The sequence below is a fragment of the Paenibacillus sp. FSL H7-0326 genome, assembly GCF_001955535.1.
GTDB classification, from domain to species: domain Bacteria; phylum Bacillota; class Bacilli; order Paenibacillales; family Paenibacillaceae; genus Paenibacillus; species Paenibacillus shunpengii.
In genome coordinates this window covers 805,048-831,722 of sequence record NZ_MPVN01000002.1, presented here as the reverse complement: position 1 = coordinate 831,722, position 26,675 = coordinate 805,048, and the positions used below count along the sequence as shown (strand labels likewise).

20 protein-coding genes are annotated in these 26,675 nt (G+C 48.5%); 19 read left to right on the top strand and 1 reads right to left on the bottom strand.

Annotated elements, in window-relative coordinates; genetic code table 11:
• Positions 1 to 63: 63 nt before the first annotated feature.
• The 16 genes from BK126_RS14765 (at position 64) to BK126_RS14690 (ending at position 16,106) form a co-directional block, all read left to right on the top strand.
• Positions 64 to 1,341 carry a stage II sporulation protein P gene (locus BK126_RS14765; protein WP_076313304.1) on the top strand — a complete coding sequence of 426 codons (1,278 nt, stop codon included), beginning with the start codon at positions 64 to 66 and terminating at the stop codon, positions 1,339 to 1,341.
• A gap of 66 nt (positions 1,342 to 1,407) precedes the next feature.
• The gene (locus tag BK126_RS14760; RefSeq protein WP_076313303.1) at positions 1,408 to 1,782 is read left to right on the top strand and encodes a DUF3679 domain-containing protein; all 375 of its coding nucleotides are present in this window, start codon (positions 1,408 to 1,410) and stop codon (positions 1,780 to 1,782) included.
• A 78-nt stretch (positions 1,783 to 1,860) separates the two neighbouring features.
• Positions 1,861 to 3,678 carry a translation elongation factor 4 gene (gene lepA / locus BK126_RS14755; RefSeq protein WP_076313302.1) on the top strand — a complete coding sequence of 606 codons (1,818 nt, stop codon included), beginning with the start codon at positions 1,861 to 1,863 and terminating at the stop codon, positions 3,676 to 3,678.
• 156 nt (positions 3,679 to 3,834) lie between these two features.
• On the top strand, positions 3,835 to 5,016 hold the full coding sequence (hemW, locus tag BK126_RS14750) for a radical SAM family heme chaperone HemW (protein ID WP_076313301.1): 1,182 nt from the start codon (positions 3,835 to 3,837) through the stop codon (positions 5,014 to 5,016).
• Between the two features lie 79 nt (positions 5,017 to 5,095).
• Positions 5,096 to 5,557 carry an N-acetyltransferase gene (locus tag BK126_RS14745; RefSeq protein ID WP_047910799.1) on the top strand — a complete coding sequence of 154 codons (462 nt, stop codon included), beginning with the start codon at positions 5,096 to 5,098 and terminating at the stop codon, positions 5,555 to 5,557.
• A 102-nt stretch (positions 5,558 to 5,659) separates the two neighbouring features.
• Positions 5,660 to 6,691 carry a heat-inducible transcriptional repressor HrcA gene (hrcA, locus tag BK126_RS14740; protein ID WP_076313300.1) on the top strand — a complete coding sequence of 344 codons (1,032 nt, stop codon included), beginning with the start codon at positions 5,660 to 5,662 and terminating at the stop codon, positions 6,689 to 6,691.
• A 198-nt stretch (positions 6,692 to 6,889) separates the two neighbouring features.
• Positions 6,890 to 7,486 carry a nucleotide exchange factor GrpE gene (gene grpE / locus BK126_RS14735; RefSeq protein ID WP_076313299.1) on the top strand — a complete coding sequence of 199 codons (597 nt, stop codon included), beginning with the start codon at positions 6,890 to 6,892 and terminating at the stop codon, positions 7,484 to 7,486.
• Between the two features lie 154 nt (positions 7,487 to 7,640).
• Complete coding sequence (gene dnaK / locus BK126_RS14730; RefSeq protein WP_076313298.1) at positions 7,641 to 9,491, top strand: molecular chaperone DnaK; 1,851 nt, start codon at positions 7,641 to 7,643, stop codon at positions 9,489 to 9,491.
• A gap of 148 nt (positions 9,492 to 9,639) precedes the next feature.
• Positions 9,640 to 10,761 (top strand): molecular chaperone DnaJ, encoded by a 1,122-nt coding sequence (gene dnaJ / locus BK126_RS14725; protein ID WP_076313297.1) that lies wholly within the window; start codon positions 9,640 to 9,642, stop codon positions 10,759 to 10,761.
• 164 nt (positions 10,762 to 10,925) lie between these two features.
• The gene (locus BK126_RS14720) at positions 10,926 to 11,288 is read left to right on the top strand and encodes a hypothetical protein (protein ID WP_076313296.1); all 363 of its coding nucleotides are present in this window, start codon (positions 10,926 to 10,928) and stop codon (positions 11,286 to 11,288) included.
• 25 nt (positions 11,289 to 11,313) lie between these two features.
• Complete coding sequence (locus BK126_RS14715; protein ID WP_076313295.1) at positions 11,314 to 11,505, top strand: YfhD family protein; 192 nt, start codon at positions 11,314 to 11,316, stop codon at positions 11,503 to 11,505.
• A 198-nt stretch (positions 11,506 to 11,703) separates the two neighbouring features.
• Complete coding sequence (gene prmA / locus BK126_RS14710) at positions 11,704 to 12,666, top strand: 50S ribosomal protein L11 methyltransferase (protein ID WP_076313294.1); 963 nt, start codon at positions 11,704 to 11,706, stop codon at positions 12,664 to 12,666.
• Positions 12,667 to 12,669: 3 nt separating this feature from the next.
• The gene (locus tag BK126_RS14705) at positions 12,670 to 13,347 is read left to right on the top strand and encodes a site-2 protease family protein (protein WP_076313293.1); all 678 of its coding nucleotides are present in this window, start codon (positions 12,670 to 12,672) and stop codon (positions 13,345 to 13,347) included.
• A gap of 89 nt (positions 13,348 to 13,436) precedes the next feature.
• Complete coding sequence (locus tag BK126_RS14700) at positions 13,437 to 14,201, top strand: 16S rRNA (uracil(1498)-N(3))-methyltransferase (RefSeq protein ID WP_076313292.1); 765 nt, start codon at positions 13,437 to 13,439, stop codon at positions 14,199 to 14,201.
• 2 nt (positions 14,202 to 14,203) lie between these two features.
• Entirely contained in the window at positions 14,204 to 15,544 is a 1,341-nt protein-coding gene (gene mtaB / locus BK126_RS14695) for a tRNA (N(6)-L-threonylcarbamoyladenosine(37)-C(2))-methylthiotransferase MtaB (RefSeq protein WP_076313291.1), read from the top strand.
• 130 nt (positions 15,545 to 15,674) lie between these two features.
• Positions 15,675 to 16,106: an NUDIX hydrolase gene (locus BK126_RS14690; RefSeq protein WP_076313290.1), complete on the top strand. Its 432-nt coding sequence runs from the start codon at positions 15,675 to 15,677 to the stop codon at positions 16,104 to 16,106.
• A 2-nt stretch (positions 16,107 to 16,108) separates the two neighbouring features.
• On the opposite strand, the gene BK126_RS14685 is transcribed toward BK126_RS14690, so the two are convergent.
• Complete coding sequence (locus BK126_RS14685; RefSeq protein ID WP_076313289.1) at positions 16,109 to 17,083, bottom strand: Na/Pi cotransporter family protein; 975 nt, start codon at positions 17,081 to 17,083, stop codon at positions 16,109 to 16,111.
• A gap of 127 nt (positions 17,084 to 17,210) precedes the next feature.
• On the opposite strand from BK126_RS14685, the gene BK126_RS14680 reads away from it, so the two are divergent.
• From BK126_RS14680 to addA, 3 genes are all read left to right on the top strand, one after another.
• A complete protein-coding gene (locus tag BK126_RS14680; protein WP_076313288.1) occupies positions 17,211 to 18,593 on the top strand; it encodes a class I SAM-dependent rRNA methyltransferase in 1,383 nt (460 codons plus the stop codon).
• Between the two features lie 379 nt (positions 18,594 to 18,972).
• Positions 18,973 to 22,494 (top strand): helicase-exonuclease AddAB subunit AddB, encoded by a 3,522-nt coding sequence (addB, locus tag BK126_RS14675; protein WP_076313287.1) that lies wholly within the window; start codon positions 18,973 to 18,975, stop codon positions 22,492 to 22,494.
• Complete coding sequence (addA, locus tag BK126_RS14670; RefSeq protein ID WP_076313286.1) at positions 22,478 to 26,650, top strand: helicase-exonuclease AddAB subunit AddA; 4,173 nt, start codon at positions 22,478 to 22,480, stop codon at positions 26,648 to 26,650. Before addB ends, addA begins: the two co-directional genes overlap by 17 nt.
• Positions 26,651 to 26,675: the final 25 nt, after the last annotated feature.

Sequence of the window (26,675 nt, the reverse complement as noted above, 5' to 3'; positions counted from 1 at the left end):
TTTGAAATATGAGAGATTACAAGACTCAAGCTGAATCGCTCGCGGAGGTGGAATAATCCCATTATGAATAAGATTCAAACCTGGAACGTTTCGAGAATGAGAGCACGAGTTCTTCGTATTTTGGCGACAGGGCGTGCACTATTGCTGCTTATATTGGTGTCTGCCCTATTTTTTGTTCTGCTTGGTTTGTCAGGAATGGCAGAGAGAAGGCTGAATACTTCACCTGTCTCCTCTATGCAGGGGTTTGCCGGGTCGATATCAAGCGGAATATTTATGGATGTGCTGGGTATGGAGGTTCCGCATCTGGCCCAAGGCAAGCAGCAGTCAACCTTAACCTCTGAACAGGTGACATCCTTTGTATTTGAACTGCTGACAGGCGTAGATCCACTGAATCCCAAGAGCCTGATTGCAAGTCAGGTTCCCGGTATGGCAAGCAATAAGCCGGTACTGCTGAGAAGCGGCTCAGGCAATGAGATGGCAGAAGCTCCGCAGGATTATCAGCCAGACCCCGGATTTGTCGCTTCTTCCGTTGAAGGTAAGGACGAAGAGACTGATCCTGAACCAACAGAGAACAATACAGAAGAACCACCATCAGCAGAAGAAGATCCTCCGACTGAGGTGCCTGGCGAGGTCATTGATGAGCAAGATCCGGAGGAAGCTCTCAAAAAAACAGTACTCATCTATCATTCTCATCCACATGAAGCTTATAATCCCCTGCTCGGCACGGACAGCACGAATCCTTCGTCGGGAAAAGCCAGTGCCAACGTGTTCAGGGTAGGTTCCTTTGTCAGCAAACAGCTAGAGAAGCAGGGTGTAGGTACGGTTCACGCACAGGAGGACTACGTAACCACTCAGGAGGACTATAACTGGAACTATTCCTATAAATATTCAAGAGAGACCGTGAAGGCAGCAATGGCGGAGAATGATGAGCTGACGTATCTGATTGACATTCATCGCGACTCTCAGCGTAAGAGCAAGACGACGGCGAAAATTAATGGAGTCACTTATGCCAAAGTGTATTTCATCATCGGTCACGACAATCCTAACTGGGAGAAAAATGAGGCTTACGCTGCACAGCTGCATAAGAAAATGGAGAAGAAGTATCCCGGAGTATCAAGAGGCGTATGGGGCAAGGATGGCGGGGGAGGAAATAACGGCGAGTATAACCAGTCTTTATCGGATAACAGCATCCTGGTTGAAATCGGCGGAATCGATAACACGGAAGAGGAGCTGAAGCGCACCTCAGAAGCTCTGGCGGATATCATCGCTGAAGTGTACATGGAAGATCAGAATGTGGAGAAGGCGAGCACCGACGATTCTTCATCAGCAAATAAAGGATAAATGAGCTATGAATGGATTCAGACAAATAGGCTCCAATGGAGCAAATTTGATATTGGGGGAAGAATAATGGCCGCATTTGGGAAAAGGCTGATTATATTCGCAATTCTGCTCATTCTGGGAATGCTGATGGGAATGCAGATCGCGGGCACTGGATTTTCACTTGAGGGGCAGCAAGGTCAGGGTGTCAGTGCACAGCAGCAATTACAGCAGGAATATCAGCAGGAACAGGCTATGGAGGCTAATGAATTGGAGCAGACGGTATCTGCTTCCTTGCCTGAAGCACAGCCTCAGATTGTCACCCCGCGTGATGTACTTACCACAGAGCCTGCTAAAGCTTCTGCTGTCGATGTTCTTGCCGAAAAAACAGCCGGTCTGCTCCAGCAGGTATCGCAGAGCGGCATCCGCTGGGTCGTTTCCCTTTTTAACGGTGTAACGGAATAGATGATCCAAATATTGAAGGCTGTACCTCTAACTGCTATAATGAGATGATTGACATTAGGCTGTTTGTGGGGGTAAGGCATGACAGACATTCAGGCAAGACAAAAGAAAATTAGAAATTTCAGTATCATTGCACATATAGACCACGGTAAGTCTACATTGGCAGACCGTATTCTGGAGTACACGGGTGCACTAACATCGCGCGAGATGCAGGAGCAGGTGCTTGACCAAATGGAGCTGGAGCGTGAACGCGGAATTACAATCAAGCTCCAGGCCGTACGTTTGACGTACAAGGCTGATAACGGTGAAGAGTATATTCTGAACCTGATTGATACGCCGGGGCACGTCGATTTTACGTATGAGGTATCCCGCAGTCTGGCAGCCTGTGAAGGCGCGCTTCTGGTGGTGGATGCGGCTCAGGGCATCGAAGCTCAGACGCTTGCGAACGTGTACCTTGCGCTCGATAACGATCTTGAGATTCTGCCGGTTATTAACAAAATCGATCTTCCAAGCGCAGATCCTGAACGTGTAAAGCAGGAGATTGAAGATGTTATCGGTCTGGATGCCAGTGAAGCTGTACTTGCTTCCGCCAAAGCAGGCATCGGAATTAAAGAAATTTTGGAGCAGGTTGTGACCGGTGTGCCTGCACCTACAGGCGATCCGAACAATCCACTGAAGGCACTTATTTTTGACTCGCACTATGACCCTTATAAGGGAGTTATTGTATACATTCGTGTCGTCGACGGGAAGATCAAGGCCGGCTCGAAGATCAAGATGATGGCGACTAACAAATCGTTCGAAGTTATTGAGGTCGGTGCGTTCATGCCGCGGATGACGATTGTGGACGAGCTGAACGTCGGCGATGTAGGCTTTGTCGTTGCCGGGATCAAGCATGTAGGCGACACCCGGGTCGGGGATACGATCACTGATGCGAAGAATCCGACTTCGGAACCGCTGCCGGGTTATCGTAAGATTAACCCAATGGTATACTGCGGACTCTATCCAATCGATACATCCGATTATAACGACCTGCGTGAGGCGCTTGAGAAGCTGCAGCTGAACGATGCTTCACTCAGCTTTGAGCCGGAGACATCCAGTGCGCTCGGCTTCGGCTTCCGCTGTGGATTCCTCGGCCTCCTGCACATGGATGTTATTCAAGAACGGATTGAACGTGAGTTTAATATTCCGCTCATCACTACAGCCCCAAGCGTTATTTACCGGGTTAATCTGACGAACGGAGAAGTTCTGGAGATCGACAACCCGTCGAACTACCCTGAGGTTGGACGTATTGATAACGTAGAGGAGCCCTACGTCAAAGCTGACATCATCGTACCGAATGATTATGTTGGAACGGTAATGGAGCTGTGTCAGAGCAAGCGCGGAGAATATTTGAATATGGAATATATCGACTCCAACCGGGTAACGATCACCTATGATATTCCTCTTGCTGAGATTGTGTATGACTTCTTCGATCAGCTGAAGTCCAGCACGAAGGGCTATGCCTCTTATGACTACGAGATTTCCGGTTATCGCCAGTCGAATCTGGTGAAGATGGACATTCTGCTGAATGGGGAGCAGGTCGATGCACTCTCCTTCATCGTACACCGCGAGCGTGCGTATCAGCGCGGACGGATCATTTGTGAGAAGCTGCGTGAGCTGATTCCAAGACAGATGTTCGAGGTGCCGATTCAAGCGTCTGTCGGAACAAAGGTGGTTGCCCGCGAAACAATTAAGGCGATGCGTAAGAACGTACTCTCCAAATGTTACGGCGGTGACATCTCACGTAAGCGGAAGCTGCTAGAGAAGCAAAAAGAAGGTAAGAAACGGATGAAGCAAGTAGGTAACGTAGAGGTGCCGCAGGAAGCATTTATGGCGGTACTGAAGATTGACGATAATTAATGTACAGAATAAGGGAAGCCGTATCGGCTTTCCTTTTTTCTTCATTAACGATACAATGGCTTCTTGTAAGCGATGAATGATCATGCATATTATTGCAGGTTGAATCAATTTTACGAAATTGATTCTATCAACTTATATTAGAGGGGGTATACCCGCATGGCAGCAGAGATGCCGAAATTGATAAATAGCGCACCCGAAGCGGTGTATATTCATATTCCTTTTTGCACCAATAAATGTTTCTACTGTGATTTTAATTCCTATGTGCTGAAGGATCAGCCAGTCATGAAATATTTAGAAGCGCTGGAGAGGGAGATGGAGTATACCGTCAAGAAGACACCTCCAGGCGAGATTAAGACCATATTTGTTGGCGGAGGGACACCAACCGTATTGAAGCCAGACGAGATGGAGTACTTTTTGAAATCGGTTCGAACTTATTTCCCGGACTGGGCAGACGATATTGAATTCTCCATGGAGGCGAATCCAGGAACAACGGATCTGGAGAAGCTGTCCGTAATGAAAGAGGGGGGCGTCAATCGGGTCAGCTTCGGGGTACAGGCTTTTCAAAATGAGCTGCTGACTGGTATTGGCCGTATTCATAATACAGATGATGTATATCGCAGTCTGGAAAATGCGCGCAAAGCGGGCTTGACGAATCTATCTATTGATTTGATGTTTGGATTGCCGAACCAAACGGTCGATATGCTCTCAGAGAGCGTGAGTAGAGCACTAGAGCTTGATCTTCCTCACTACTCGATCTATGGGCTTAAGGTTGAGGAGAACACACTCTTCCATACGCTGTTCCAGAAGAATCAGCTGCCTCTCCCGGATGAGGACCATGAGCTGGAGATGTATAAGCATCTGATGCAGAGAATGAAGGATGCTGGATATATCCAATATGAGATCAGCAATTTTGCGAAGCCTGGAATGCAAAGCCGTCACAATATGACGTATTGGAGAAATGAAGATTATTACGGACTTGGTGCAGGAGCCCATGGATATGTAGGTCGTGAACGCCACATGAATGTCAAAGGTGTGAACCCTTATATAGAAAAAGCAGAACAAGGTCTTCCAAGACTCGAAACCGCTCAGATCACAAGAGAAGAGGCGATGGAAGACTTCATGATGGTGGGCCTGCGTATGCTGGATGGGGTATCGACCAGCCGCTTTGAAGCACAATTCGGTGAGAAAGTCGAAGACATATTTGCTGGACCGCTGCATAAAATGGTGCATGCAGGTCTCCTTGATGCCACAGGTGACGGATATCGTTTGAGCAGTCAGGGAGTCCTGTACGGGAACGAAGTTTTTGCTGAATTTATTGGGGCATTAACCGTCAAATAACCGCTTGAACTTTTATACGCTCTGATGTATATTTATACACATGTTACTTTTTGTCAGGGCGTAAGGAGGAGAGGCGGTCATGGCTGCGGTTTGCAGAAAGGCATCTCATGAGGATGTCGAGACATTGTACGAGATGATCAAGGGTTATGCAGAGAGAGGGATAATGCTCCCTCGTTCAAGAGACGTCCTGTATAGGCAGATTGATCTCTTTGTCGTCGCAGAAGTCGACGGAAATGTAGTGGGATGCGGTTCTTTGTGCAAGCTGGGTAAGGATCTGGTCGAGATTCGGTCTCTAGGCATATCCGACGGTCATAAAGGGCAGGGGATTGGGTCGCTGCTTCTGGACAAGCTGGTGGAAGAGGCAAGAGAACAGGAAATCCCGAAGGTAATGGCGCTAACCTACGAGGTATCCTTCTTTGTGAAGAATGGATTCTCCGTTGTAAATAAAGAGATTTTTCCGGAAAAAGTATGGACCGATTGCGTGAACTGCAGCAAGCAGCATGCATGTGATGAAATTGCAGTTCTTAAGATACTGAACTGACTTGACAATGCTCAGGTCAGTTTGGTATTTTTGTATTACTGGTTAGCACTCGTCAGTTGTGAGTGCTAATGACGATAACATCTTTTAGGGAGGGAGACACGTATGTTAACCGAGCGTCAAAGACTGATACTGAATGCCATTGTTGATGATTATATCCGTTCGGCAGAACCCGTTGGATCCCGCAGCATTTCGAAGAGAGGTGATGTCGGTTATAGTCCGGCAACCATTCGTAACGAGATGGCCGACCTGGAGGACATGGGATATTTGGAACAGCCGCATACCTCGGCAGGCCGAATCCCTTCACATAAAGGGTACAGGTATTACGTAGACCATCTGGTTCCATTCAAGTTTGCCGAGCCATCGGAGCTCAAGGAGCTCAAATTGCTGCTCGCTGAGAAATTAAACGCGATGGAGCAGGTTATACAGCATACCTCAACCATTTTGTCGCATATGACGAACTATACTTCCATCCTGCTTGGACCGGAAGTTTTTCATACGTCGCTCCGTCATTTTCAACTGCTCCCGCTAGGAGAGAATATGGCCGTAGCGATTATTGTAACGAGCACAGGTCAGGTAGAGAATAAGACGGTAAGCTTGCCGTCGAATGTCTCGTTGTCTGAGATGGAGAGAGTCGTCAATCTGCTGAATACGAGGCTCGTAGGAGTACCTCTATATAAGCTGAAGGCTAGGCTATATTCAGAGATCGCCAAGGAAATGGAGCGTAACGTCTCTGAGTACGAAGCGTTTATGAAAATATTGGATACAGCCTTTGATGGGGAGCCTGATCATCGATTGTATCTCAGCGGTACGACGAACATGCTGTCCCAACCTGAATTCAAGGATGTCGATAAGGTCAAGGATATTTTTGATTTACTTGAAGAGACATCGACCATAATGAAAATTATGACCCCTTCTATTGGAGGTACCGGGGTACAGGTGAAGATCGGAACTGAGAATGATCATGAGGCTTTTGCCAATTGCAGTCTCATCACCGCCTCCTATTCAGTTGAAGGGGAAGCGCTGGGGACGATTGGAATCTTGGGACCAACAAGAATGGAATATGCCAAAGTGATCAGTATCTTGAACATGCTGTCCAAGAATTTGACCACGATGCTGACACATCGTTATAAATAAATAGATTCATCCAAATGCCAATCTAATTCACTGCCCATCAAGGACAAGGATCATGTTAAAGTTTAAGATGGGCGATTTAAGCTTAATAATGAATTCTAGATGCAACAAAGGGCAGGACCTTATGAATGTTGAATGTTACTTAAGGGAACGTTCTGATCAGGAAGTTAAGTATAAGCTCTGTTTAAGGAGGTGAACATCTTGAAAGATGAACAAACAATAGAGAATACAGAAGAGAACACTCCGCAGGAGGACATGGTGAATGAGGCTGCACAAGCCGAGTCCACTGAAGCACAGGAAGCAGCCGTGAACGATACGGAAACTGCTGGTGCTGAGACTCTTGCTTCTACTGAAGAATTAGACAGACTGAAGGCACTTGCTGAAGAGAATGAGAAGCGCTACTTGCGTGCCCAGGCTGATTTTGATAACTTCCGCCGCCGTACTCAGAAGGAGAAGGAAGATCTGGCGAAATATGCATCGATGAAGCTGATTACAGAGCTAGTGCCTGTAATTGATAACTTCGAGCGTGCCATTGCGACAGCTCCGGCGAACACCGAGTCCGATTCCTTTGCCAAAGGCGTAGGGATGATCTTCCGTCAGCTGGAAAGCGTGCTTCAGGCTGAAGGTCTTACAGCGATGCAAACGGTTGGTGAGGCGTTTAACCCTGAATTCCATCAAGCGATCATGCAGGTCGAGAGCGAAGAGCATGAAGAAGGCATTGTTGTGGAAGAAGTGCAGAAAGGGTACATGCTGAAAGACAAGGTACTCCGTCCTGCGATGGTTAAGGTGAGTATGTAACGTAAGGATTTGCATAATAAAGCGAAGAGCTTTTTCTTCATACCGAATTGTGCAGAATTCCGAACATAAGGAACACTACGTTTTTTTACATGATATTAGATGAATTTAGAACAGGCCTCGTGCCTTGCATAGATTAAGAAGGAGGATATTTTCCATGAGTAAAGTTATCGGTATTGACCTTGGTACTACAAACTCTTGCGTTGCCGTAATGGAAGGCGGCGAAGCAGTGGTTATTCCGAATCCGGAAGGTGCGCGTACAACCCCTTCGGTGGTCGGTTTCAAAAAAGACGGTGAGCGGATCGTAGGTGAAACAGCAAAACGCCAAGCGATCACTAACCCTGACCGTACCATTATTTCTATTAAACGTCATATGGGTACGAATCACAAAGAAAACATTGACGGTAAAGATTATTCTGCACAAGAAATTTCAGCAATGATTCTGCAAAAGCTGAAATCCGATGCAGAAGCTTATCTGGGTCAAACTGTCACTCAAGCCGTTATTACAGTTCCGGCTTACTTCAATGACAGTCAGCGTCAAGCAACGAAGGATGCGGGTAAAATCGCAGGTCTAGAAGTGCTTCGTATCGTCAACGAGCCAACTGCAGCAGCTCTTGCTTACGGTCTTGAGAAATCCGAAGATCAAACAATCCTTGTATATGACCTTGGCGGTGGTACTTTTGACGTATCCATCCTTGAGCTTGGCGACGGCTTCTTCGAAGTAAAAGCGACAAGCGGGGACAACAGCCTTGGTGGCGACGACTTTGACCAAGTTATTATCGATTACCTTGTAAGTGAATTCAAGAAAGAGCAAGGCATTGACCTCAGCAAAGACAAAGCCGCTGTTCAGCGTCTGAAGGACGCAGCGGAAAAAGCGAAAAAAGAATTGTCCGGCGTACTGACTACGACAATTTCTCTTCCGTTTATCACGGTTGCTGACGGCGTACCTCAGCACTTGGAAGTGAACCTGACTCGTGCTAAATTCGAAGAGATCTCTGCTCAGCTGGTAGAGCGTACACTGGGTCCTACTCGTCAAGCGCTTAGCGATGCAGGTATGACAGCTAACGATATCGACAAGATCGTTCTTGTTGGTGGTTCTACTCGTATTCCTGCCGTTCAGGAAGCAATCAAGAAATTGACTGGCAAAGAACCTCACAAAGGCGTTAACCCAGATGAAGTAGTAGCACTTGGTGCTGCAGTACAAGCGGGTGTCTTGACAGGTGATGTGAAAGACGTCGTTCTTCTTGACGTAACGCCATTGTCCCTGGGTATTGAAACTGCAGGCGGCGTATTCACGAAGATGATCGATCGCAATACAACGATCCCTACAAGCAAGTCTCAAGTATTCTCTACTTATGCGGATAACCAGCCTAGCGTTGAGATCCACGTACTGCAAGGGGAACGTGAGATGGCTGCGGGCAACAAAACGCTTGGACGCTTCATGCTTGGTGATATTCCTCCAGCTCCACGCGGCGTACCGCAAATCGAAGTTACATTTGACATCGATGCTAACGGTATCGTTAACGTATCTGCTACGGACAAAGGGACAAACAAATCCCAAAAGATCACGATTACTTCTTCAAGCGGCTTAAGCGAAGAGGAAATCGAGAAAATGATGAAGGATGCAGAGCTTCATGCGGAGGAAGACAAGAAACGCAAAGAGCTTGTAGAAGTGAGAAATGCAGCTGACCAGCTGATCTACACTGTAGATAAGACGGTTAAAGATCTGGGTGACAAGGTAGATGCAGGTGAAGTAGAGAAAGCGAATGCTGCAAAAGAAAAATTGCAAAAAACGCTGGAATCTGACAATGTGGAGGACATCAAGTCTGCTACGGAAGAGCTTACCGAAATCGTTCAACAGCTGTCTGTCAAACTGTATGAGCAGGCTGCACAAGATGCACAGGCACAAGGCGGAGACGCTGCGAACGCAGGTGCGGGTGCAGGCGGACGCGACAACGTCGTAGATGCAGATTACGAAGTAGTTGACGAGGACAAAAAAGATAAATAAGCCCTTAAATCCTTAATAAAGGATGACAGGATGCTATAAGCCTTACAAGTGACAAGCATGGGAAGGTCAGAGCCGGAGTTCTTCGCGCTTTGATCCTTCCTTTTGTCACGTATATGCGTTATTGTTATAAAGTTATGGGGGTGGAAGAGTGGCAGATAAGCGCGATTATTATGAGGTGCTTGGTGTTGGCAAAGGTGCCGGTGATGATGAGATCAAGAAGGCTTACCGTAAGCTTGCGCGGCAATATCATCCGGACGTCAACAAAGAAGCAGATGCGGAAGCCAAGTTCAAAGAGGTTAAAGAAGCATATGACGTTCTGAGTGATGGGCAGAAGCGTGCCCGCTATGATCAATATGGTCATGTGGATCCGAACCAAGGAATGGGCGGCGGCTTTGGCGGTCAGGATTTTGGCGGCTTCGGCGACATTTTCGATATGTTCTTCGGTGGTGGCGGAGGTCGGCGTGATCCCAATGCTCCGCAGCGGGGGAATGACCTTCAATATACGATGACCATTGAATTCAAGGAAGCGGTATTCGGTAAAGAGACGGATATCACCATTCCGCGCACAGAGAGCTGTGATACTTGTCATGGCTCAGGAGCGAAACCAGGAACTCATCCGGAAACCTGTACTGTCTGCCGTGGCAGCGGTCAGGAAGAAGTGGTGCAGAATACTCCGTTTGGCCGTATGGTTAACCGGCGTGCCTGCTCTAACTGCGGTGGTTCAGGCAAGACGATCAAGGATAAGTGCAGAACTTGTCAAGGCAGCGGCAAAGTCCGTAAACAGCGCAAGATCAATGTCCGAATTCCTGCAGGGGTAGACGATGGTGCGCAGCTGCGTATGAGCGGTGAAGGCGAAGGCGGGCTCCGCGGAGGACCTGCAGGGGATCTGTTCATTGTTATCCGTGTGAAATCGCATGATTTCTTTGATCGGGAAGGCAATGATATTTATTGTGAAGTACCGCTTACTTTTGCTCAAGCAGCAATCGGCGATGAGATTGAGATCCCGACGCTTCGGGAGAAAGTGAAGCTCAAAATCCCGGCAGGTACCCAGACGGGAACCTATTTCCGTCTGAAGGGCAAAGGTGTTCCGCATTTGCGCGGCTCTGGACAGGGAGATCAGCATGTTAAAGTGGTCGTCGTTACACCGACCAAATTAAACGATGAGCAGAAGGAACTGCTTCGGGAATTTGCTGCGCTTGGCGGAGAACAGATGGATGAGCACGAGCAATCGTTCTTTGATCGGGTTAAGCGTGCTTTTAGAGGTGACTGATATAAGCAAAGAAGGATTGTCCATGGTTTATGGGCAGTCCTTTTTTTGCGTTGTCTTCTGAATAGCTCTCATTCATTTGCGGCATTCTATATTATGGCTCGAACTTGAGCTTCGAGCTGCGGCGATTTCATTTAATGAGAAGTGACTAAAGGCGGTGTTTTCTTATGGATAAGAACATTCTTGCATATTTCAATACCCCGGAGCAGGCACAGCAGGTTGCAGCCAAGCTGAGCAGCTTGAAGCTGGAGAGCATTTCAATCGATCGTTTCAGCCGCTATCCAGGCGAAGGAAGCAATGAGTCCATATTAAACAGTACAATGGACAGCTTGTCCTCTGCGACACTGCACGGCTCCTTTACAAGTGCATCTTCCGGAATACTGGCTGCTGCAGACCCATCTGCCAGCGGGATGAGTGATGGAGGTGCAGGGGGTCCGACAGGCAAGGACATTCTGCTCACTGTCGTTGTGGATGAATCCGTGCATCATGAGGCGCTGCGGATTATTGAGGAATCCGGTGGTCTTATTTAATTCAGTAATCAGGGAGGAAAATGGAATGTCTTCTAATCGCAGAAAAGATAGAGTGTTAAAAAAATCAGAGAAGATCAGTGAGCTTGCTTCAGCAAAAAATGAGGATGTTGAATTCAGCAGTGCAGAGGCTGATCAAGAGGATATAGAAGCTCTTCGCCGCAGCGAGGCGGCAGACCAGCGGCAGATGAAGAAGCTGGATGATTACAGATATGAGTAAATAAGGAAGCATCGGGTCCCGAGTAGTGGGCACCGGTGCTTTTTTGTGTGCTGTTGCTCAGAGGAGACACTATATTTTTATGGGAATATGGAAATAACTGTGGAGAAAAAAAGGATGAGTATACTCTCGTTCTTTGTGCTCGCTATTGTTTGTATAGTACAATAGAGGGTATGAATACAGGGGAGGAAGCAGCAAATTATGATATGGAATGAAATAACAATACATACAACGGAAATAGCGCAGGAGATGATCTCGAACTTCTTGCATGAAGCGGGTGCAGGCGGAGTAGCTATCGAAGAATCAGGCACGCTGGACAAGATCAGAACGACAAAGTATGGGGAATGGTACGAATACCCTCTTAATGATATTCCTAAGGGTGAAGCCGTTATCCAAGGTTATTTTGCCGATACAACGGATATGGATGCCGTGATTGCTGAGATTGAGCCGCGAATCAAAGAGCTTGCGGATTATGGAATTGATGCAGGCAAGGCAGAGATTACCGTGAAGCAAGTCGATGAAGACAGCTGGGCTACAGCGTGGAAGCAGTATTTTAAGCCGCTTAGAGTATCTGAGACGCTGACGATCAAACCGTCCTGGGAAGAGTATACACCCGAAAGCGCGGCGGAGAAATTAATTGAAATTGACCCCGGCATGGCATTCGGTACAGGAACGCATCCTACCACCTCTCTATGTCTTCGTACACTGGAAAAATATGTGCAAGGCGGCGAAGAGGTCATTGATGTAGGAACAGGCTCGGGTATTCTGGCCATCGGCGCCATGAAGCTTGGGGCAAAGCACGTGCTTGCACTTGATCTCGATCCTGTGGCCGTGACTAGCGCGCGAGAGAATAGTACTCTAAATGGTCTATCGGATCATATTACAGTATACGAGAGTGACCTTCTGTCCATTTTGGACAAACAGGACGGTTCCCTTGGTGTTACAATGCCTGTTCATATCGTTGTCGCCAATATCTTGGCAGAGGTTATCCTTCTCTTCATTAATGATGTTTACGAAGCGCTTCAGCCGGGCGGCCTGTATATTGCTTCAGGCATCTGGAAGAACAAAGAGGAAGCTGTTCTGACCGCACTGCGGGAAGCAGGCTTTGAGATTATGGATATTCAGCGCGACGAAGACTGGCTAGCGATTGTTTCGAGGAAATAAGGGATGAGTATGGATCAGTTTTTCTTTTATCCGTTAGAACAGCTGCCCTTTTTTATTCTGACGATTCTTATTGCGTTTACAGTGCATGAATTTGCCCATGCTTACTTCGCCAATAAATTCGGTGATCCCACAGCGAAAATGCTGGGGAGAATGACCTTGAATCCGGCGGTGCATTTCGATTTCTTCGGCTTGCTGCTGCTTGTGATCGCCGGCTTCGGCTGGGCAAGGCCGATTCCGGTGAACCGGGATAATTTTGACCGCAGACGGATGATGAGTGTGGTTGTCTCTGCGGCAGGGTCCGTGAGCAATTTGCTGCTTGCCGTTGTTGGTACCATTATTTATGCGCTCTTGATCCAGTTCGGAGTCATGGATTCTATTGAAAATCAGCGTGTAGTGTTTGCGATCTCGACCTTCTTTTCGATTTTTAACGTAACGAACTTTTTCTTATTCTTCTTTAATCTCGTACCTTTGCCTCCACTCGACGGATATCGAATTGTAGAGGAGCTTGTGCCGACGCGCATTCGCATCAAGCTGCAGTCGCTGGAGCAATGGTCGATACTCATATTTTTAATTATCGTCATTACTCCGCTGAACCGATGGACCATAACGCCTCTATATGAATTGTCGATGAGCTGGTATACAGGTATAGCCCAGATGGTGATGACCTTGTTTGGCGGGTAGTCAGCGACGATAAAAAGTTGTAAGATGTTATGTGGTTATTTTCTAGTTTTTGAGAATGATAGTTGGTTAAGCAGGGGGCCTATCGATCCATGCAGCGTTATTTTATTGAACAGGATCAATTCGACGGACAGACAGTCATCATTCATGGAGATGATGCCCGTCATATTACCAAGGTGATGCGGGGCAAGGCCGGGGACAAGCTCATTGTGAGTGACGGAGTTTCCCGTGAAGCCATGGTCCAGATCACACACATAGAGGCTTCACAGGTGCAGGCAGAGGTCGTGGAGTGGCTTCCTATGGATCACGAACCGCGAGTATCGGTCACCATTGCACAAAGTTTGCCGAAGGGCGACAAGATGGAGCTCGTTATTCAAAAATGTACGGAAATCGGTGCAGTCGGTTTTATCCCTTTTTTATCCGAACGGACCATAGTCCAATATGACGCTAAAAAAGAAGGGAAACGCCTGGAGCGCTGGCGCAAAATAGCGAAGGAAGCGGCTGAACAGAGTCACCGCAATCGCATCCCGGCTGTGTACGAATCGAGGTCGTGGAAAGAGCTGCTTGCTTCTTTTGACAGCTATGATCTCGTCTGCTATTGCTATGAGAAAGAAAACGGCTTGCAGCTGAGAGATGTAATTAAGCCATTAGCAGCCGGATTGTCTGCGGATGAGAGTGCCTCTGTACTCGTTGTTGTGGGTCCGGAAGGTGGATTTACGACAGGGGAGGTACAGGCGGCAGAAACTGCAGGGGCGAGGTCCGTCGGGCTTGGCAAACGTATTCTTCGTGCCGAAACTGCAGGCATGGTCGCTTTGACTTGTATTTTATATGAAACTGATGAAATGGGAGGAATGTAATTATGCCATCCGTGGCGTTTTACACCTTGGGATGTAAAGTAAACTTCTACGATACAGAAGCCATTTGGCAGCAATTTAAAGAACAAGGATATGAGCAGGTGGACTTTGATTCACAGACGGCTGATGTGTACCTGATCAACACCTGTACCGTTACCAATACAGGAGACAAGAAGAGCCGTCAAATTATACGGCGTGCAGTACGCAAGAATCCGGATGCGATCGTGGCAGTAACAGGCTGCTATGCACAGACTTCACCGGCAGAAATTATGGACATTCCTGGTGTCGATCTCGTTGTAGGTAATCAGGATCGGGACAAAATCATTCCTTTTGTCAATCAGATCAAGGAAACACGCGAGCCGGTAAATGCGGTGCGTAATATTATGAAGAATCGCGTATTTGAAGAGATGGACGTACCCGATTTTGCTGATCGCACGCGTGCCTTTCTTAAAATTCAGGATGGGTGCAACAATTTCTGTACCTTTTGCATCATTCCATGGGCGCGCGGACTGTCTCGCAGCCGGGATTCGAGAAGCATTATTACTCAAGCGAATCAGCTGGTAGAGGCAGGCTACAAGGAGATTGTCCTGACAGGAATTCATACCGGCGGCTATGGCGATGATCTGGATAACTATGATTTGTCGAGTCTTCTATGGGATCTGGATAAAGTGGATGGGCTGGAGAGAATCCGCATCAGCTCCATTGAAGCAAGCCAAATTGATGAGCGGATGCTGGATGTATTGAACCGCTCCTCGAAGATGTGCCGCCACTTTCATATCCCGCTTCAAGCGGGAGACGATACGGTCCTTAAGCGGATGCGCCGCAAATATACGACCGAGCAGTTCTATAATAAAATGGGACTGATTCGTCAAGCCATGCCGGATGTGGCCATTACAACGGACGTTATTGTTGGCTTCCCTGGAGAAACGCATGAGATGTACCGAAATGGCTATGACCTTATGAAAGCTATTAATTTCTCAGAAATGCATGTCTTCCCTTATTCCAAGCGGACGGGTACTCCTGCAGCTCGCATGGAGGATCAAGTCGATGATGTAGTGAAGAACGAGCGTGTAACAGAGCTCCTGGCGTTGTCAGATCAAATGAAGCTCAGCTATGCTGAGAAATTTGTTGGACAAGTTCTGGAGGTTATACCGGAAGGAAGAGGAGACCTGGCAGAAGGTCATCTTCACGGGTATAGCGATAATTATATCCAGCTTGAATTCGAAGGCGCCGATCATCTCGTTGGACAGGTGTGCCGTGTGAAGATGACGAAAGCCGGACTTCATTCAAGTGAAGGACAGCTTGTTCGGGTTATGGAAAATGGGCCGCAAAGGGCAGCTCTCTAAGCTAACAAGGACAGCATAGGATCACGAAGACGAACAAGGATTTCGTTTTCTTTTGGAGGGGCGTTGAATGAGGTTCCCCGAAGAAAGAATGCGGAATCCTTGTTGTTCAAGGAGAGGAGCTAAGTTTCAGATGGCAAGAAAAGAGATTTCCGCCGGCGGCGTCGTATTCCGGCATATGGGTGATGAGCTTCAGGTTCAGCTTATTACGGACCGCTATGCTAGAATATCTCTTCCAAAAGGCAAGATGGAGCCGGGTGAAACGGTTGAACAAACGGCGCTTCGTGAAATTGAAGAGGAAACAGGGCTTAAGGGAAGAATTGTTGCACCTGTGGATATTATAAAATATACCTATCATCATGCTGTACATGGCAAAGTAGATAAAGAAGTGCATTACTATCTGGTTGAAGCTGTGGGCGGGAAGCACAGAGCACAGATTGAGGAGATCAAAGCGGTCGCATGGTATGCTCCCCTTGAGGCATGGAGCAGACAGCAGCATCAAGGCTACGATAATAATGATCGAATACTGCAAAGAGCTCTGAGGCAGCTCGGAATTCAGGTTTAACGCTAGGAATCAGGCTCCAGCCGTTTCCAAATCTTAAGGTAGCATAATGGGAGAGCCAGTAAGGAACAGACAATATTGAAAATCGTCTGCGCATGTGCGATTTGTGCGCCTGGTTCAGTCGTGAACAAGGCCGCTGCCTGGTAGAGCAATGAAATAAGAGGGGCAAACAGCAGAGCTCCTGCAACATTCAGAGTAATGTGGGACCATGCTACGAATTGACCGGCTTTGCTGCCTCCAATGGCGGCCATCCAAGCGGTAACACAGGTGCCGACATTGGAGCCGAGTACAATCGCAATCCCGACTTCGGGAGGCAGGGTGCCGGCAGCAGCAAGGCCGATGGCCATTCCGATAACCGCAGCACTGCTGTGCACGAGCGCAGTCAGGCATGCACCAGCAGCCATCCCCCACCATACACTGTGACTGGCCTGCTGGACAAACCATGGGAATACCCCGCCTTGTTCTAGAGCGGGCCCGATCCGCTGCATCATGACAATACCGAGCATAACCATGGAGAAACCAGCTCCTGCAAGACTGATGTATCCAGCCGTATGTACGGTCTTTGAATGCCGGCTGTGCATGACTGATTTTAATTCGCCGAGCATGACACAGATGATCCAGCAGCTGATGAAGACCAGCAGCATGGGTGCTGCGTATTTGCCAATCTTCAGACTGAGCAGCTCGGTCGTTACCGTAGTCCCGACATTGCTGCCCAGAATGATACCGAGGGTACGAGCATATCCAAGCAAATTTGCATTTACGAGGCCGATGGTCAGTACGGTGACCGCTGTGCTGCTCTGCAGCAGGGCGGTTATTCCTGTGCTGAAGAGCATGCCTTTTAACGGCGTTGCGGTGGCCCGGTCAAGCGAGCTTGATAGCAGCGGACCGCTGAGCTTATAGAGTGAAGCCTCCATCAGCTTCATGCCTAGAAAGAATATGGTTAATCCATATAATAGTGGAAACACAATAGAATGTAACATGATATTACAAGGGCACCTTCTCTCTAATCATGACTTGTCTACTGTCCATCTTATGTTTGTAGCAGGACAACCATGACTTTCTTGTGTGAGTGCAGGTTACTTGATTATAAAAGGAGTTGTAAGCATTTTGGCATCGGTTATTCTTACAAAGAGCCGTAAAAAAAGAGTAGAGCAGGGGCATCCCTGGATTTACAAAAATGAAATTGAGTCGGTAGAGGCAAATGCGGAGCCAGGACAATTGGTTGAGGTGAAGAATCATCAAGGCCGTTACTTGGCAACAGGATATTATAATCCGGCATCCCAAATCACCGTACGGGTCGTTTCTTATGAACCGGTCAGAGCAATGGACAAAGCTTTTTTTGCCCGCAAATTCGATCAAGCGCTGCAGCATCGCGGCCGCTTTGTTACAGGCGGGGACGCTTACCGTCTGATCTACGGAGAGGCAGATTATGTTCCCGGGCTTGTGGTTGATCGATTCGGCGATGTGCTTGTCGTTCAGATTCTGACTCTGGGAATGGATTTGTGCCGCGAGGCCATTGTTGAGGCTCTGGTTGAGGTTGTCCAGCCCAAGGGTATTTATGAGCGAAGCGATGTCAGCGTAAGAGAGCTGGAGGGACTTGAACAGGTCAAAGGGCTGCTCTATGGAGAATGTCCAAGACATGTAACGGTAACGGAGAACGGACTTAAAATAAAGGTTGATATCGAGCAGGGACAGAAGACCGGTTATTTCTTCGATCAACGGGAGAACCGTGCAGCCATTGAACCGCTGATGACAGGCTGGGGCGCTAGAAGTGGAATTACGATTCAAGAGATAGAACAAGATGGGCTGAAGACCTTCGCTCCAATTAACAAAAGCGGTAAAGTCGTAACCTTCCCATATTGGGACGGTGCAAGTGTGCTGGAATGCTTCTCCCATACAGGCAGCTTTACACTGAATGCCTGCAAATTCGGAGCTAAGCGTGTAACCTGTCTTGATATTTCGGAGCATGCGATTGAAAGTGCCAGAGATAACGTGAAGCTGAATGGCTTTGAGGATCGTGTTGAATTTGTAGTTGATGATGCTTTTCAATATTTAAGAAATCAGGTTAAAGGCTTGGAGGAACGGGCTGCAAGGGCAAGAGGAGACAAAAAGGTAGATACGTCGCTTGCCATGACGGCAGGAGGTGGACGTACCTTTGATGTAGTCATCCTCGATCCTCCTGCTTTTGCCAAGACAAGAGGGGCCGTCAAAGGCGCGGTTCGCGGCTACAAGGATATCAATCTGCATGGCATGAAGCTCGTTAATGAAGGCGGTTATCTTGTAACGGCAAGCTGCTCCTACCATATGCGTCCCGATTTGTTCCTTGAGACAATTCAGGATGCAGCAACCGATGCAGGGAAAATATTAAGACTAGTAGATTGGCGCGCTGCAGGTAAAGATCATCCACAGATTTTGGGCGTAGAAGAGGGTCATTATTTGAAATTTGCCATCTTCGAGGTTCGATCAAAAACGCCATCCGACATCAATTAATTTAAGAAAAAGCATCCGTATTCTCTTTAAAGAAAGAGTGTTCGGATGCTTTTTTTACTGTACCATAGGTGATGTAACGACGATGAATTGAAGGGTTGTAGGGACTTATGCACGTTCTTCTATTGGAAGAAATTTAGCATGGTTTGACTTACTGGAATTACCAAACGCATGTTCCTGTCGAGTGAGATATGTTATACTTGTGCTTAGACTTTATAAGGTTTTTGGTCTCTTTTCGTTCGCATTTTATTTAAATTGAATGATGAATAATCGTGAAGCTTTTTAACTAGTAATAGAGTGCAAAAAAAAGGTTGATTGCAAATACATACATGTCAGTATGCTGATGATGTAGTTTCGAAATAGAAAGGGAGGAATTCAATAAATGCCGCTTCATATGATGATTGGACGAGCCGGCAGTGGAAAAAGCACGGCCATAATGAATCAAATTACGGCTCAGCTGCGTGAGAACCCTGCAGGAAATCCTATAATTCTTATCGTTCCGGAACAGGCTTCCTTCCAGGCAGAATCCGAAATGATTCGTTCTCAAGGCGTGAACGGCTCCGTCCGGGCCCAAGTGCTTGATTTTCGCAGGCTCAGCTTGAGAGTAATGCAGGAAACGGGAGGCTCGGCTCTTATTCCGATTCGGGCCGAAGGCAAGAAAATGCTGCTCTACAAAATTATGCAAAAGCGCAAGGATGAGCTTAAAATCTTCTCTGCATCGGGTACACAAATGGGATTTGCCCATCAATTAAGTTCCCTGTATGCGGAAATGAAGCGATACGGAACTCAGGAACAATCTTTGAAGGAAGAGCTTGAGCGAGTGATGGAGGTGCCTGGCGCAGGTGCGATTCTGCATCACAAGATTCATGATATTTTAACCGTATACCGGGACTTCGAGGAAGAAGTATCCCGACTATACATGGATGAAGAAGATACACTGGACAAATTGGCAGAGCGAATCCCGTCCTCGGATTATGTGAAGCAGGCTGATGTTTGGATTGACGGCTTCCGCAGCTTTACTCCGCAGGAGCTCTCCGTCATCAGACAATTACTGCTGAATGCAAACTCCGTAACCATATCGCTGACTCTGGACAAGCCTTATGATGCGATGAATATGCCGAATGAAATGAACCTGTTCTACTCTGCAGGCATGTCCTATGTCAAGTTGAAAGGAATCGCTGAAGATACAGAAGTGGAATTTGCTACTACTCATATACCTCCCTCACAATCACCTCGTTATGCGGCTCCGGCGCTTGCGCATCTGGAAGCAGGCTTCGAGGCTCGCCGCGTCCGCATGAAGGATGCAGGTCATGAAGGAATTCGTGTTTATGCGGCAGAGAACAGAAGAGCTGAGGTCGAAGGCGTCCTGCGAGAAATCAGACGATTGGCAAGAGAAGAAGGAGTTCGTTACCGGGATATGGCAGTCCTTGTCCGCAATCTCGGCGATTATGGGCATATCGTTGCACCCTTGTTCAAGGATTACGATGTTCCCTATTTCCTGGACGAGCGCAGAGATGAGCTGCATCATCCGCTTGCCGAGTTGATCAGGTCCGCTCTGGATGTCATCAATAGACGATGGAAGTATGAGGACGTATTCCGGGCGGTGAAGACGGATCTGCTGCTGCCTCTCGATGGGTCCGTTAGTCGATACGATATGGATATGCTGGAGAACTACGTCCTGGCATCCGGAATTTCCGGCTATAGATGGACAGACGGCAAGCCGTGGAAGGGAGTACCGAGTTTGTCCCTCGAAGAAGATGGGCCAGCTGGTTCTGAGCTTAATCGCAGCCGGTTCCTGTACTTAATGGAGAAATGTCGTGAGACGGTTGTATCCCCATTGTTTACCTTTGAGAAAAGATTCAAAAAAGCGAAGACGGCCAAGGAGCAATGTATCGCCCTATTCAAGCTGCTGGAGGATGCAGATATCGCTCGTAAACTGGATGCACTGAGCAGCAAGGCGCTTGAGGAAGGAAGTCCTGAGCAGGCTCGCGAGCATCGGGGGATTTGGACCGCGGTTCTGGATTTGCTGGATCAAGTCGTGGAAATGATGGGCACCGAGCATTTGGATGCCGAGCTGTTTGCAGGAGTCATAGAGACTGGACTTGCCGAGCTGAAGCTGGGACTGATTCCTCCTGCACTGGATCAAGTGCTTGTCGGAAGTCTGGATCGGTCTCGGACAGGTAAAGTCCGTCATGTATTTATCCTTGGCGCAACAGACGGTGTCATGCCGCAAATTCAGCAGGAGGAAGGAGTTCTAACGGCTTCAGAAAGATCCGTGCTTACGGAGTATGGCATGCAGCTAGGTCCAGACGTGACACGCAAAATGCTGGATGAACGCTTCTTAATCTATGCTGCGTTTACCCAGGCGAGCCACAGTCTATGGATCAGCTATCCTCTTACAGATGAAGACGGCAAGTCTCTCCACCCATCAGAAATGATTCGTCATTTGAAGCGGATGTTTCCTGGGCTGGAGGAGCGTCCGCTGCTCTCCCGCCCGGGACAAGCACCCGAATGGAAGGAGCAAGCAGGCTTCCTGCTTCGTCCCGATCTGACAATGTCCTATCTGATGGGTGAGCTTCGGGAATGGCGAAGAGGAAAGAACATCGAGGAGTCCTGGTGGGAGGTATATAACTGGTACCTCGCACATCCAGCAATGCAGGTTCGACTTGAACGAATGCTCGAATCTGTATTCTATAAGAACCGTACCCGTACGCTTTCGAAGGAGACGAGCTTCAAGCTGTATGGAACACAGCTCAAGACCAGTGTATCCCGTATGGAACGCTTTGCCCTATGTCCATTCTCTCATTTTGTCTCGTTCGGTCTGAAGCTGAAGGAGAGACAAGTGTATCGTCTTAAGGCACCAGATATCGGACAGCTGTTTCATGCGGCACTCAGCAAAATGGCGATGAAGCTGAAGGAGCAGAACTTAAGCTGGGCTAATCTCAGCCGTGAAGAGTGCATTTCCTATGCAGAGGAGACCGTGGATGTATTAGCACCTCAGCTGCAAGGTGAAATTTTGCTGAGTACACAGCGTTATGGATATATTTTTCGCAAGCTCAAAAATATCGTAAGCCGAGCTTCCATTATACTGGGTGAGCAGTCCAGAAGGGGCAGCTTTGAGCCGCTGGCGCTTGAGCTTGATTTTGGTCCGGACAAGCCGCTGCCGCCGCTGACATTCACATTGGATAATGGCGTTGTGATGCAAATTGTAGGCCGAATTGACCGGGTAGATGTAGCCGAAGGAGAAGATGGAGAAATTTTACTTCGGGTCATTGATTATAAATCCAGCCAGACCGATCTGAAGCTGCATGAGGTGTTTTACGGTCTATCGCTGCAGATGCTCACTTATCTGGATGTATTGCTGACTTACGCGGAGGAGTGGATCGGAACAGAGGCTCATCCTGCGGGCGTGCTCTATTTCCATGTGCATAATCCTCTCCTTCAATCTGCCAATGGCATGGGCACCGAACAAGCTGAACAGGAGCTGCTCAAGCGATTTAAGATGAAGGGATTGTTGCTCGCGGATCGTGAAGTGATCGGGAAGATGGATACCTCTCTGGAGAAAGGATACTCTTCAATCCTCCCGGTAGCCGTAAAAACGGATGGTGGATTCTACAGCAGCTCGTCAGTGGCGACAGAGGAGCAGTGGGATATGCTGCTGAGCTCGGTACGCGGGACGATTCAAGATATTGGAACACGAATAACGAATGGAGATGTATCGATATCTCCTTATCGCATGCAGCAGCAAAGTGCCTGTACGTTCTGTCCGCTGAAATCGGTATGCCAGTTTGATGAGAGCATGCCAGGCAGTGAATACAATTTACTCAAGAGACCTGACAAGAAGCAGGCTTGGGATTTATTTAACAGGGAAGGAGGAGAACAAGAATATGAGCATGATTCCTAAGCCGGAAGGAAGCTTCTGGAGCGACGACCAGTGGAAGGCGATTGCTTCTTCCGGAGAAGACATGCTCGTGGCTGCGGCTGCGGGCTCAGGGAAGACCGCTGTGCTGGTTGAGCGGATCATTCGTAAAATATCAGATCCTGAAGCTGGGTACAGCGTGGACAGGCTGCTCATTGCGACTTTTACCAAGGCAGCAGCTTCGGAGATGCGGGAGAGGATTCGTGAAGCACTGGAAACAGCGCAGGAGCAGAGCCCAGGCAGCGAGCATCTTGCCAGACAGCTGACTCTGCTTGGCAGGGCTCCAATTACTACGCTTCATTCCTTCTGTATGGAAATCATTCGAAGATATTATCAGCTGATTCCTCTGGATCCCTCATTCCGAATTCTGAATGAATACGAAGCGGAGCTTATGCGTCAGGAGCTGCTGATGGAGCTGTTTGAAGAAAAGTACGGAGAAGAAGGCGAAGGAAGCGATTTTCGAAGGCTCGTCGATTGGTTCAGTGGAGAACGCAGCGATGACGCCATGTATGGACTCGTCCAGAGGCTGTATGATTTTGCCCGCAGTCATTCATGGCCCGAACACTGGCTCTCCGAAATGGCAGCTGCTTTTGAGGTTCAATCATTGGAAGAGCTGGGCAAGACGGAGTGGGTAGCAAGTATTATGAGAGATGCTGAGCTGGCTCTGGGCGGAGCATCAGATCAGCTCAAGCAGGCACTTGCTATTGCACAGGAGCCGGAGGGACCGGCAGCTTATGCCGAGACCTTTACCGAGGATCTGGAGATGGTCGAGCGGCTGCTTGATCAGGTTCGGAGCGGATCATGGTCCGAACTGTATGATGTGTTCAACAGCGCGGCCTTTGGCAAGCTCAAATCGGTACGTAAAGGTCAGGCTGACCCGGGGCTTCAGGAGAGAGCGAAGGATCTGAGAGAATCGGTGAAGAAGACCGTGACGGAGCTGAAGTCAGTCATGTTCGGCAGAACACCGGAGCAGTTTCTCATTGAGCTGTCGAAGATTGCACCACTGATGAAGAAGCTTGCCGAGATCGTCATCCTATTCGGAGAACGATTTACTCGTGAGAAGCAAGCCAAAGGGGTCGTTGATTTCAGCGATTTGGAGCATTATGCGCTCCAGATCCTGCGTCATGCCGATTCAACTCCTGAACAGTCGTATCCGTCTGATGCAGCTATGGAATACAGGCAGCAGTTTGACGAAGTACTTCTGGATGAATATCAGGATACCAATACGGTTCAGGAGGATATTGTGAGCCTCATCTCCCGTGAGCATCCAGGGAATAGGTTCATGGTTGGTGATGTCAAGCAGAGCATATACCGCTTCCGTCTGGCAGAACCCGGCTTATTCCTGGACAAATACAGAAGGTATGACCATGACGGAGGCGGAGAAGGTCTGCGTATTGATCTGGCACGCAATTTTAGAAGCCGTAAGGAAGTCGTTAATGCAGTCAATATGCTGTTTAGGCAGGTTATGAATGCCGGTGTGGCCGAGATTGAATACGATGACGCTGCCGCACTGACCTTTGGTGCCTCGTTCCCAGAGACATCTGAATCGTTAGAAGAATATACACCGGAGCTTGTACTCATTGATCGTGCCGGAACAGGCTCTCTCGAAGACGCTGAAACGATAGAAGGCGATACAGCAGATGCATCCTCTGAGCAAGTTGAACAGCTGGAGATGGAAACGGCGGAACTGGAGGCGTCCTATATAGCGGCCCGCATTCACCAGATGGTCGGCAATACGGGAGAAGCAGCGCAAATCTATGACAAGCATACCAAACTCATGAGACCGGCGAAATATGGAGATATCGTTATCTTGCTTCGATCAGCCAGAATATGGACGCCACTCATGATGGAGGTGCTGAAACGAGAAGGAATACCGGTTACCGGTGATCAGAGCAAGGGCTTTTTTGAAGCTACGGAAGTGGAGATTATGCTGTCCCTTCTGCAAATTGTGGATAATCCCCAGCAGGATATTCCGCTGGCTTCGGTGCTTCGGTCTCCAATTGTAGGGCTGGATGAAGAGGAGCTTGCTCTGGTTCGTCTGTCCGGCAAAAATATATCGTTCTATGATGCGATGATGAAGACCATTGCAGACGCAGGGAAATCGGGTGGAGCCCAGGCGAATGACAATACGATAACGGAGATCAGCGAGAGCAGTGAACGACAGGCAGCACAGCTGGAAATGGAATTCGCTCTTAGAGAGGCTAGCGCAGCGACAGAGGCGATAGATATTTCCTTAGATCGTAAGGAAGATCGTGCAGATGGATTTATTGAAGAACCGTCACCCGAACGATTCATAAATGAACAAACGGCTGCGCTGGAGGATACAACGAGCGCTGGGGAAGACACCGAGAATAGTCCTCTTCGTGGACGTAAACCTGCAGCTGGAGTTGCGCTAGTAGACAAGCTTCGGGAATTTAGTGAATCGCTTGAGCAATGGAGGCATGAGGCACGTAATGGGAGCTTGAGTGAGCTTATCTGGCGGATATATCAGGATACGGGCTATCTGGACTGGGTCGTAGGTCTGCCGGGCGGAATGCAGCGCAGCCGCAATCTGCAGGCACTATATGACCGGGCCAAGCAGTACGAGAGCTCGACTTCCAATCGGGGCTTATTCCGTTTTCTTACGTTCATTGCCAGACTGAAGGACCACGGCGGTGATCTCGGTACAGTCAGTGGATCAGGGGATACAGAGCAAGCAGTGCGCATTATGACGATCCATCGAAGCAAAGGCCTTGAGTTTCCGATTGTTTTTGTAGCAGGGATGTCCAAGATGTTCAATCAGCAAGATCTGAATTCTCCTTTCATGATGCATAAGGAGCTTGGCTTTGGTCCGAGATATATTGATGAAGACAATCGGGTCGGCTATCCAACGCTCGCCAATCTGGCGATTCGGAGGCGTGCACATGCTGAGCTGCTGGCCGAAGAGATGCGGGTGTTGTACGTTGCGCTTACTCGTCCTAAGGAAAAGATGATTCTGATCGGAACAGTCAAGGATGCAGCTGCCCGGGCACTTGCCTGGTCGCAGATCAAGGACCTGTCAACGATGCTCCTGCCGGAAACTCTTCTTGCTTCGGGAAGAAGCTATCTGGACTGGGTAGGTCCGGCATTGTTCCGTCATCCGGACGGGAAGCCGCTGCGGGACATGGCTGGGATAGATAATATGGAGAATATGCCACATCGGATATTCGGCGAGGATGCAGCGCATTGGATCGTTTCCATCGTGCCGAGCCAATCGGTTCAAGGCTTAGCCGGTGGAGTGCTGCCTGATGAAGAAGGAATAGATGAGGAGCGGATACTTCGCACAGCCGCACTTATGGAGCGCAGACCTGTGTTGTCCAAGCTGGAAGAGAAGGAAGACACAGCTCAGATGATTGATCATGCTCTCTCCTGGACATATCCGTACATGGCAGCAGCGAAAACTCCGGCCAGTACTTCTGTTACCGAGATGAAGGCACTCCTGGCATCACAGGACCGCCCTTCATTGGAGTGGCTGGACGAGCTGGAGCTCTACGGTGCTCGCACGGAGTCCAGAGAAACACTCCATCTGCGGCGGCCGAAATTTATGAGTGAGGCCTTGCTCACACCCACCGAAAGAGGTACGGTGTATCACACGATTATGCAGCACATGCCGATGATCGCAGAAATGAGTCTTGATCTGATTAAGGAGACCATCGGAAGATTGATTGAGATGAATATTTTGCTGCCCCATCAAGCAGAAGCCGTTGAGCCTGAACAAATATTAAGGTTCTACGAGAGTGAGCCTGGACTACAGCTGACGAGAGCGGCATGGATCAGAAGAGAGATGCCGTTCAGCTACGGACTTCCGGCAGATGAGACAGATGAAGGTCTATTCATGCCTATCTCGCATGAGGAGGCTTCTAGGCTGCAGAGTGAGCTGGGTCAGGAGACGGTTCTGATCCGTGGTATTGTGGACTGCTTGTATGAGGTGGATGGCAAACGTGTGCTGCTGGACTATAAGACAGACAAAGTGCTTGAGCATCGGGGCGGTGTTACCCAGCTGGCGGATGGATACCGATTCCAGCTTGATCTCTATGCAAGAGCGTTAAAGGATATTTTGGATTACGAAATTGATGAAAAATGGCTTTATTTCTTTGATGCGGATACGGCAGTGAAGCTCTAGAGATGCGGCGTAAAGGAGGGAGAGA